At 74.6% G+C, this 11,306-nt stretch carries 1 protein-coding gene; it reads right to left on the bottom strand.

What is annotated here, in order from left to right; translation table 11 throughout:
* Positions 1-105 precede the first annotated feature (105 nt).
* A complete protein-coding gene (locus LUZ64_RS26190; protein WP_232398851.1) occupies positions 106-11,271 on the bottom strand; it encodes a type I polyketide synthase in 11,166 nt (3,721 codons plus the stop codon).
* Positions 11,272-11,306 lie beyond the last annotated feature (35 nt).

Genomic DNA, 11,306 nt, shown 5'->3' with positions numbered 1-11,306 from the left:
CTGGACTCCCCGGTGACGTGCGCGTACGCCATGGCGGGCGGACGGGAAAACGCCACGGCGGGCGGCCTGGGGCCGCCCGCCGTGGCGCGTCTCACCGCGTCGCCGTCACGCTCCCGTGACGGAGCCGAGCCAGCTCTCCACCGCCTCCGCCGCCAGCCCGGCGTCCGCCTTGACGATCGAGAGGTGGTCCGCGTCGACCCTGCGGACGTCGGCCGACGGGATGAGGGTGCTCAGCTCCTCACCACCGGAGCCCTCGGCCCCGGCCGGAGCGGACTGGACCCCGGCGTGCTGCCGCTTCGCCTGGAGGTTGAGCACGGGGGCCGTCGTGTGCCGGACGTCGACCCGGTTCAGGAGGCCCATCCACCGTCCCATGGCGGACAGCCGGGAGTTCGTCATCCGCACCGGGGAGACCTCGTCGACCAGGAAGTTCTGCCGCATCAGACCGGCGTAGTCGATGTCCTCGTTCCGGTCGTGCCGGATGCTGAGGGTGTCCAGCAGCACCACGGCCGTGGGCTTGATCCCCCATGTCTCCTCCAGCAGGCCGGCGGCCGCGTAGGCGAGCGATCCGCCGGAGGAGTGGCCGACCAGGACGAAGGGCTCGCCGTCGCTCGCGCGCAGCGCGCTCTCCGCGATGACCCTGATCCCGGTCTCGGGGTCGGCCGGCAGCCGCTCCCCCGCCGAGAACCCGACCAGCGGCACCGCGCAGACGTGCCGCTCGCCCCGGAAGTGCGCGGCGAACCTCACGTACTCGTGGACGCCGCCGTTGGCGGTGGGCGTGCTGACGCAGATCAGTCGCGGGGTGCCGGAGCCCTCGGCGAGCGTGGTCGGCAGCGGCAGGTCCTCCAGCTCGGCCGCGTTCCCGAAGCTCGGGCGGAGGGCGCTCAGGGACCTCAGCATGACCTGGGCCTCCGGGATCCTGCCGGTCTCCATGGCGTCGAGGAAGAGCCGCTCCAGCGAGTCGATCTCCTGGGCCGGGCCCCTGAGCTCCCCGCCGGACGGGAAGCCGTCCGCGCCCGGCTGGGCGGCGAGTTCGCTGCGCAGCCAGGTGGCGAGGTTCTCGGGGTTCCGGTTGTCGAAGACGACGGTCGCGGGCAGTTGCAGCCCGGTGACCGCGGCGATCCGGTTGCGGAGCTCGACCGAGGTCAGCGAGTCGAAGCCCAGCTCGAAGAAGTCCCGGTGGGCCTCGACGGCGTCGGCCGAGGCGTGGCCGAGGACGCCCGCCGCCTCCGTGCGGACCATGTCGACGATCCGGCGGGCCCGGTCGGCCTCCGGCGTCTCCCGCAGCCGCTGGACGAAGGTGTCCGGCGCGGCGGACGCGTTCACGGCGTTCACGGAGTTCACGGCGGAGCGCCGGCTCCAGCGGACCAGTCCGCGGTACGGCGGAGGCACGTCGACCTGTCCGCCGGGAGGCGTGCTGAACTCGCCCAGCGCCACCACGTTCGGCTCGGCGAGGCCGAGGGCGGTGTCGAACGACGCCATGCCCTGTTCGACGGTGACCGGCGAGAGTCCGCCGGCCCGCATGCGCTGCGCGGCGGTCTCGGTCACCTTGCCCGCCATGCCGTCCTCGAGCGCCCAGTGGCCCCAGGCCTGCGCCTGGCCCGGCAGGCCCAGCGAGGTCCGGTGCAGGGCCAGGCCGTCCAGGAAGGCGTTCGCGGCCGCGTAGTTGGCCACGCCCGGGGCGCCGAGCACTCCGGAGATGGACGAGAACATGATGAACGCGGCCAGGTCGAGGCCCTTGGTGGCCTCGTGCAGGTGCCAGGCGGCGTCCGCCTTCGGGCTGAGCACGAGCGGCAGCCGCTCGGGGTCCAGCGAGGTCACCATGCCGTCGTCGAGGACGCCGGCCAGGTGGACGACCGCGGTCAGCGGGTGCTCCGCCGGGATGCCCGCCAGGAGGGCGTCGAGCGCGTCACGGTCCGTCGTGTCGCAGGCCGCCACCGTGGGCAGTGCGCCCAGCTCCCGGAGTTCGTCCGCGAGTTCGGCCGCTCCGGGGGCCGCCGGGCCACGGCGGCTGACGAGCAGCAGGTGCCGGGTGCCGTTGCCGGCCAGCCACCGGGCGAGGTGTCCGCCCAGCGCGCCGGTGGCACCGGTGACGAGGACGGTTCCCTCGGGGTCCCAGGCGGGCCGCGGCTCCGTGGCGGCGGGCAGCCAGCCCAGTCGTCCGACGCGCACCACGCCCTCGCGGACGGCGAACTGGGCGTCGTCGGAGGCCGTCAGGGCCGGCAGCTTCGCGAGGAGGTCCGTCAGGTCGGCGTCGTCGTCGGCGTCGTCGTCCAGGTCGGCCAGGAGGAAGCGGCCGGGCTGTTCCGCGTGCGCCGAGCGCACCAGGCCCCAGACGGCGGCGGCGGCGAGGTCGTCGCCGGAGAGCGCGCCACGGGTCACGAACACCAGCCGCGAGGCACCGAAGCGCTGGTCGGCGAGCCACTCCTGCAGCAGGGTCAGGGCTCGCGCCGTCGCCTCGCGCACGGCCGTCGGGATGTCGTCGCCGTCGCCGTGCACGGGCACCACGACCAGGTCCGGGACCTCGGTGACGTCGGCCAGCGACGCGGCCCCGAGGGGGGCGAGCACCTGGCTCCGTACGTCCGGTGAGGCCTCCACCTCCGGGGCGGGCACCCATTCCAGCCGCAGCAGCGACTCGCGCCGGTGCCCGGTGGCGGGGGCCGGGACGCCCAGGGTGAGGGTCTCCGCCGACAGCACGGGGTCCCCGGCGGCGTCGACCGCCGTGAGCCGGACGGAGTCCTCACCGGTCCTCGTGATCCGTGCCCGCACCGACGAGGCGCCGGAGGCGTGCAGGGACACCCCGTCCCAGGAGGCGGCGTACGGGACGCGGTCCTCGTCCCCCGTGCCGAAGAACGCGGTGGCGTGGACGAGCGCTTCGAGCAGCGCGGGGTGCAGGCCGAAGCGCGCGGAGTCGGAGGCGGTGTCGCCCGCGAGCGCGGCCTCGACGAACACCTCGTCGCCGCGGATCCAGGCGGACCGCAGTCCCTGGAAGGCGGGGCCGTAGCCGGTACCGTCGTAGAAGCGGTCCAGTTCGACGGGGGCCGCGCCGGCGGGCGGCCAGACGGACGCGTCGAATTCCGTGCGGCGCGCGCCCGTGGCGAGCGTGCCGGTGGCGTGCTCCGTCCACGCTCCGTCCGGGGTGCTCTCCGGGCGGGAGAAGAACCGGATCTCCCGGGTTCCCTTCTCGTCCGGGGCGCCGGCCCACACCTGGGTCACGAACGCCGTGCCGTCGGTGAGGTCCAGCGGTGTGCCGAGGGTCAGTCCGGCGACGCGGTCGCAGCCCGCCTCGTCACCGGCGCGGACGGCCAGTTCGAGGAATCCGGCCGCGGGGAAGAGGACCGTCCCGTCCACGGTGTGGTCCTTCAGCCAGGGCTGGGCCGCCGTCGACAGCCGGCCCGTGAAGAGCATGCCGCCGGAGTCGGCCAGTGAGACGGCCGCGCCCAGCAGCGGGTGTCCGGCCGGCGTCAGCCCGGCGGCGGACACGTCGCCCACGGGGGCGGCCTGCGCGGGCCAGTAGCGCTCGTGCTGGAACGCGTACGTGGGGAGGTCGACGCGGCGGGCGCCGGTGCCGTCGAACGGTCCGGCCCAGTCCACGTCCACACCCGCGACGTGCAGCCGCGCGAGTGCCGTGAGGAGGGCGGTCTCCTCGGGGCGGTCCTTACGAAGGGCCGGGACGGCGAGGGCGGTGTCGTCCAGGGTGTGCTGCGCCATGGCCGTCAGCACGCCGTCCGGACCCAGCTCCAGGAAGACGGAGGCCCCCTCGGCGGCCAGCGTGCGGACACCGTCGGCGAACCGGACGGTCTCCCGGACGTGCCGCACCCAGTACTCGGGCGACGTCAGGTCCGTAGCGAGCTCACCCGTCACATTGGAGACGACCGGGATCCGGGGGCTTCCGTAGACCAGCTCTTCGGCGACCTTGCGGAAGTCGTCGAGCATCGGGTCCATCAGCGGCGAGTGGAAGGCGTGGCTCACCGACAGCCGCCGCGTCTTGCGGCCCTCGGCCGCGAACCCCTCGGCGATGCCCAGCACCGCCGCCTCGTCACCGGCCAGGACGACCGACTCCGGCCCGTTGACCGCCGCGACCGACACACCGTCCACCAACCGGGCCACCAACTCGGCCTCGGTGGCCTGGACAGCGACCATGGCACCGCCCGCGGGCAGCGCCTGCATCAGACGGGCACGCGCCGACACCAGACGGCACGCGTCCTCCAACGAGAACACCCCCGCCACATACGCCGCCGCGATCTCACCGATCGAGTGCCCGGCCACGAGGCCGGGACGCACGCCCCACGACTCGACCAGCCGGAAGAGCGCCACCTCGACGGCGAACAGGGCGGGCTGGGTGAACCCGGTCTCGTTCAGCCGCGCTTCGTCGGTGTCGGTGAACATCACCTCGCGCAGCTCGCCGCCGAAGTGCGCCAGCACCGCGTCCAAGGCCTTCGCGAACACCGGGAAACGACCGTACAGCTCCCGGCCCATGCCGACGCGCTGCGCGCCCTGGCCCGAGAACAGCACCGCGAGCTTCCCCGCCGTGCCGGCGAGCCCGCGCGCGGCCTCCACCGTCCCGTCGTCCCCGGCCAGCAGCACCGCGCGGTACTCGAGGTGCGCCCGGGTCGTCGCCAGCGAGAACCCGACGTCCAGGGGCGACGGGCCGGCGAGCGAGGAGACCCGCTCCAGCTGCGCGGCCAGTGCGGCCTCGGACTTCGCCGAGACCGGCCACGGCACCGCCGACGGCGAGACCTCCGGCTCGTCCCGGCCCTCGGGAGCCGCGGTCCCGGGAGCCTGCTCCAGGATGGTGTGCGCGTTGGTGCCGCTGATGCCGAAGGCCGACACGGCGGCCCGGCGGGGGCGCCCGGTGTCCGGCCAGTCGGTCTGCTCCGTGAGGAGCCGGATGTCACCGGCCGTCCAGTCGACGTGGGTGGAGGGGGTGTCGATGTGGAGGGAGCGCGGCAGCACCCCGTGGCGCATGGCCATGACCATCTTGATGACGCCGGAGACACCGGCCGCCGCCATGGTGTGGCCGATGTTCGACTTGAGCGAGCCGAGCATCAGCGGTCGTTCCCCGGCCCGGTCCTGGCCGTAGGTGGCGAGCAGCGCCTGCGCCTCGATCGGGTCGCCGAGCGAGGTGCCGGTGCCGTGGGCCTCGACGGCGTCCACGTCGCCGGTCGACAGGCCGGCGTTGGCGAGGGCCTGGCGGATGACGCGCTGCTGGGACGGGCCGTTGGGGGCGGTCAGGCCGTTGGAGGCGCCGTCCTGGTTGACGGCGGAGCCCCGGACGACGGCCAGGACCTCGTGGCCGTTGCGGCGGGCGTCGGAGAGCCGCTCCAGGACGAGGACGCCCACGCCCTCCGCCCAGCTCGTGCCGTCGGCCGCGTCCGAGAACGCCTTGCACCGGCCGTCCGTCGCCAGGGCGCCCTGCCGGCTGAAGCCGCTGATGCTCATCGGCGTGGACATCAGCGTCACACCGCCGGCCAGGGCCAGTGAGCACTCGCCGTTGCGCAGGGCGTGGGTCGCCAGGTGGAGCGAGACGAGCGAGGACGAGCACGCGGTGTCGACGGTGAGGGCGGGGCCCTCCAGGCCGAACGTGTAGGACAGGCGCCCGGAGAGGACGCTGCTCGCGAGTCCGGTGCTGGCGTGGGCCTCGACGTCCTCGCCGGAGTTCAGCAGGATGCTGCCGTAGTCGGAGCCGCTGGTGCCGACGAAGACACCGGTCTCGGTACCCCGCAGGGACGTCGGGTCGATGCCGGCCCGCTCGACGGCCTCCCAGGTGGTCTCCAGCATCAGCCGCTGCTGCGGGTCCATGGCCATGGCCTCGCGGGGCGAGATGCCGAAGAAGGGGGCGTCGAAGTCGCCGAGGCCGTACAGGAAGCCGCCCTGGGACGCGGAGCTGCGGCCCTGGTCGCCCTCCGCCCCGCCCAGCAGGGTCGCCAGGTCCCAGCCGCGGTCGGTCGGGAAGTCGGAGATGCCGTCGCGCCCGTCGACGACGAGCCGCCACAGGTCCTCCGGGGACGCCACACCGCCGGGCAGCCGGCAGGCCATGCCGACGATGACGACCGGGTCCCCGGCGTCCGCCGTGGTCGCGACCGTGGCACGGACCTCGCCGTGCTCGTCGAGGAGTTCGGCGACGAGGTGATCGGCGACCGCGCGGGGGTTGGGGTAGTCGAAGACGAGGGTGGCGGGCAGGCGCAGGCCCGTGGCGGTGGCGAGCCGGTTGCGGAGCTCGACGGCGGTCAGCGAGTCGAAGCCCAGGTCGTTGAAGTCCCGCCGGGTGTCGATCGCCTTGGCCGAGGCGTGCCCCAGCACGGCGGCGACCTCGGTCCATACGAGGTCGGCCGCGAAGGCGTTCCGCTCGTCGCCGTTCAGGCCGGTCAGCCGCTGGACGAGCCGGGCCGCCGCGGCGGCGCCGCCCGCGGTACCGGCGGCCGTCCGCCGGCCGCCCTTGACCAGGCCCCGCAGCACCGGCGGCACCGTACCGCGGTCCCGGGTGCCCGGGGCGATCGGGCCGAGGGGCACGAGGTGGGACCCGGCGGTCGCGGTGGCGGCGTCGAACAGCGCCAGAGCCTGCTCGGCGCTCGGGGGCCGCACGCCCAGCGGCGTGCTCTGCCAGGGGTCCGTGGGCGGGACCGCCGACCGGTCGTCCGTGGCCCGGGCGCCCCAGGCGAGGGACTGGGCGGCCAGACCGTGCGCCGCGCGGTGCCGGGCCAGCGCGTCCAGGAAGGCGCCGCCCGCCGCGTGGTCGCCCTGCCCGGCGGTGCCGAGGACGCCCGAGACGGACGAGTACAGCACGAACGCCGCCAGGTCGAGGTCCTTGGTGACCTCGTGGAGGTGCCAGGCCGCGTCCGCCGTCGGACGCAGCACCGCCGAGAGCCGCTCGGGTGTCGGCGAGGCCACCGCTCCCTCGGCGTCGGGGACGCGCTCGGTGTGCACGACGGCGGTCAGCGGGTGGGCGGTGGGGATCGAGTCCACCGCCGCGGTCAGTGCCGCGCGGTCGGCGGGGTCGCAGGCGAGGACGCTCGCGTCGGCGCCGTGGGCGGCCAGCTCCGCGGACAGTTCGTCGGCGCCGGAAGCCTGGGGGCCGCCGCGGCCGACCAGCAGCAGGTGTCGTACTCCGTGCTCGGTGACCAGGTGCCGGGCCAGGTCACGGCCGGGGCCGTCGGTGGCACCGGTGATCAGGACGGTGCCCTCCGGGTCCCAGGCGCGCGGCTCGGCCGGCGCGGTCTCCGCGGCGGGAGCCGTACGGACCAGACGCGGCACCCGGACGGCGCCGTCCCGCACCACGAACTGCGCGTCCTCGGTGGCCAGCAGACCGGGCAGGTCCGCGAGCACCTCGGCGAGACCGCCGTCCTGGAGGTCGAGAAGCGCGATCCGCCCGGGGTTCTCCGACTGCGCCGAGCGCACCAGGCCCCACACCGCGGCCGCGGCGAGGTCCCGTACGGGCTCGCCCTCGTCGGCGGAGACGGCGCCCCGGGTCACGAACACCAGCCGGGAGTCGGCGGGCAGTTCCCGGCCGGTCCACTCGCCCAGGAGGCCGAGGACCCGGGCGGTGAGCTCGTGGGCGGCGGCGGGCACGTCGTCGCCGGTGCCGGACACGGACACCACGACGAGGTCCTCGTCGCCGGTGAGGTCGGCCAGGGAGGCGACCGAGGCGCCCACACCCGGCTCGTCGGCGCCGAGCGACACGCAGCGGGGCTCGGCGGAGGGCACCTCGGGGGCGGGCACCCAGTCGAGCGACAGCAGGGCGTCGCGCCCGGCGCCGGGGCGGGCGGTCACGGGGTCGGTGGCCGACGGGCGGCGCAGCACCAGCGTCTCCGCCGACAGCACCGGCGCGCCGTCGACGTCGACGGCCGCGATGGACACCGAGTCCTCGGCGGTCCGCACGACACGGGCGCGGACGACCGAGGCGCCGGCCGCGTGCAGCGACACGCCTCGCCAGGCGAACGGCAGCATGAGGTCGTCGGCACCGCCGACGCCGGCCATCCGGTGCGCCTGGAGCACCGCGTCCAGCAGCGCCGGGTGGATGCCGAAGGCCCCGGCCTCCCCGGAGACGTCGCCCGGCAGGGCGGCCTCCACGAAGACCTCGTCCTCGCGCTGCCAGACCGAGCGCAGGCCCTGGAAGGCCGGGCCGTAGCCGGTCCCGTCGTAGAAGCCCTCCAGGTCGACGACCACCGCGTTGCGCGGCGGCCACGTCTCCGGCCCGAAGGCCGCGACGCGCTCGCCGGTGGTCAGCGTGCCGTGGGCGTGCTGCACCCACTCCTCACCGGCGGCGCCGTCGGGGCAGGAGTGCACGGTGATCGTGCGGGCGCCGGCCGCGTCGGGGGCTCCGACCTGCACCTGGATCCGGGTGGCGGCGCTCTCCTCCAGCACCAGCGGGGTGAGGAGGACGAACTCCTCGACGCGGCCGCAGCCGACCTGGTCGCCGGCGCGCACGGCCAGTTCCAGGAAGCCGGTGGCCGGGAAGAGCACGCTGCCGCCGAGGACGTGGTCGGTCAGCCAGGGCGAGGTCCGGGCCGACAGCCTGCCGGTGAACACCACCTCGCCGGAGTCCGCGAGCGCGAGCATCGCGCCGAGCAGCGGGTGCTCCGCCGGCATCAGGCCGGCGCCGGTCACGTCACCCGTGAGGGCGGGCCGGGGCCAGTAGCGCTCGTGCTGGAACGGGTAGGTGGGCAGGTCCGCGCGGCGCGCGCCCGTGCCGGCGAACCAGGCGGCCCAGTCGACGCCGACGCCGACCGCGTGGAGGCGGGCGAGGGCGGTGAGCAGGGCCGTCTCCTCGGAGCGGTCCTTGCGCAGGGCGGACACCGCGAGGGCGGAGTCGTCCAGGGTGTGCTGGGCCATCGCGGTCAGCACACCGTCCGGGCCGAGCTCCAGGAACACGGAGGCGCCTTCGGCCTCCAAGGTGCGCACGCCGTCGGCGAACCGGACGGTCTCCCGGACGTGACGGACCCAGTAATCGGCCGAGCGCACCAGTTCCTCGGTGGCGAGCTCGCCGGTCAGGTTCGAGACGAGGGGGATGCGCGGGGCCTCGAAGGACAGGCCGTCGACGACCTTGCGGAAGTCGTCGAGCATCGGGTCCATCAGCGGGGAGTGGAAGGCGTGGCTCACCGACAGCCGCCGCGTCTTGCGGCCCTCGGCCGCGAACCCCTCGGCGATGCCCAGCACCGCCACCTCGTCACCGGCCAGGACGACCGACTCCGGCCCGTTGACCGCCGCGATCGACACACCGTCCACCAACCGGGCCACCACCTCGGCCTCCGGGGCCTGGACAGCGACCATGGCACCGCCCGCGGGCAGCGCCTGCATCAGACGGGCACGCGCCGCCACCAGGGCGCAGGCGTCCTCCAACGAGAACACCCCCGCCACATGCGCCGCCGTGATCTCACCGATCGAGTGGCCGGCCACGAAGTCCGGGCGGATTCCCCAGGACTCCACGAGGCGGAACAGCGCCACCTCGACGGCGAACAGGGCGGGCTGGGTGAACCCGGTCTCGTTCAGCCGCGCTTCGTCGGTGAACATCACCTCGCGCAGCTCGCCGCCGAAGTGCGCCAGCACCGCGTCCAGCGCCTCGGCGAACACCGGGAAACGACCGTACAGCTCCCGGCCCATGCCGACGCGCTGCGCGCCCTGGCCCGAGAACAGCACCGCGACGTTCCCGGTGGTGTCCCGCGCGTACCCGCGCGCGACCTCGACGACCTCGTCGCCCTCGGACAGCAGGACCGCCCGGTGCTCCAGGTGTGCCCTGGTGGTGGCGAGCGAGAATCCCAGGTCGAGGGGGGACGCTCCGGTCAGCGAGGAGATCTGCTCCAGCTGGGCGGCGAGCGCCTCCTCGGAGCGGGCGGAGACCGGCCACGGCACGGCCGAAGGCGTTGTCCTCGCCTCGGTCTCCTCCGGCTCACCGGGCTCCGCCGCCGGTGCCTGCTCGATGATGACGTGGGCGTTGGTGCCGCTGATGCCGAACGACGACACGCCCGCGCGCCACGGCCGGTCGGCCTTGGGCCACTCCCGGGACTCCGTCAGCAGCTCCACCGCGCCGGCCGACCAGTCCACGTGGGACGACGGCGTGTCCGCGTACAGCGTCTTGGGCAGGACGCCGTGCCGCAGTGCCAGGACCATCTTGATGAGCCCCGCCGCACCGGCCGCGGCCTGGGTGTGGCCGAGGTTGGACTTCACGGAGCCCAGCAGCAGCGGCCGCTCGGGGTCGCGGCCCTGGCCGTAGGTGGCCAGCAGGGCCTGCGCCTCGATCGGGTCGCCCAGGGTCGTGCCCGTGCCGTGCGCCTCGACGGCGTCCACGTCCGACGCCGACAGCCCGGCGCTCGCCAGGGCCTGCTGGATCACCCGCTGCTGCGAGGGGCCGTTGGGGGCCATGAGGCCGTTGGAGGCGCCGTCCTGGTTGACGGCGGAGCCCCGGACGACGGCGAGGATCTCATGGCCGTTGCGCCGGGCGTCGGAGAGCCGCTCGACGACGACGATGCCCACGCCCTCGGACCAGCCGGTGCCGTCGGCGTCGTCGGAGAACGGCTTGCACCGGCCGTTCGACGCCAGCCCGCCCTGCCGGGTGAAGCCGGCGAAGCTCATCGGCGTCGACATCACCGTCACACCGCCGACCAGCGCCAGCGAGCACTCTCCGGTGCGCAGCGCGTGGGCCGCCAGGTGGAGCGAGACGAGCGAGGACGAGCAGGCGGTGTCGACGGTGACGGCCGGGCCCTCCAGGCCGAAGCTGTACGAGAGCCGCCCGGACAGGATGCTGCCCGCGAGTCCGGTGCTGCCGTGCCCCTCGATGTCCTCACGGGAGTTCAGCACGGCGTTGATGTAGTCGACGCCGCTGGTGCCCACGAAGACGCCGGTCCGGCTCCCCTTCAGGGACACGGGGTCGATGCCGGCCCGCTCCAGCGCCTCCCAGGAGGTCTCCAGGAGGAGGCGCTGCTGGGGGTCCATGGCCACGGCTTCACGTGGCGAGATGCCGAAGAAGTCCGCGTCGAACGCCGCGGCGTCGAGGAAGCCGCCCTCGGCCGTCGCGCTGCTGCCGCCTCCGTCGCCGCCGAGGATGTCGAGGTTCCAGCCACGGTCCGTGGGGAATGCCGAGATGCCGTCCCGGCCGTCGCTCAGCAGTCGCCAGAGCTCTTCCGGCGACCGGACGCCACCGGGCAGCCGGCAGGACATGCCGACGATGGCTATCGGCTCCTGCTGTGCGGACTCGGCCTCCCGAAGCCGTTGACGGGTCTGGTGCAAGTCGTTCGTGACCCACTTGAGGTAGTCAACGAGCTTCTTGTCGTTCGGCATGACGTGGAACCTTCCGTGAAAATAAAGGGGCCGGA

This window comes from Streptomyces albireticuli (assembly GCF_021228125.1).
GTDB lineage: Bacteria > Actinomycetota > Actinomycetes > Streptomycetales > Streptomycetaceae > Streptomyces > Streptomyces albireticuli.
The sequence above is the reverse complement of the archived record's forward strand: the minus strand, read 5'-3'. Positions and strand labels throughout refer to the sequence as shown.

Coding starts and splice junctions, on each gene's coding strand:
- LUZ64_RS26190 (WP_232398851.1), bottom strand. CDS start 11,271: ATGCCGAACGACAAGAAGCTCGTTGACTACCTCAAGTGGGTCACGAAC.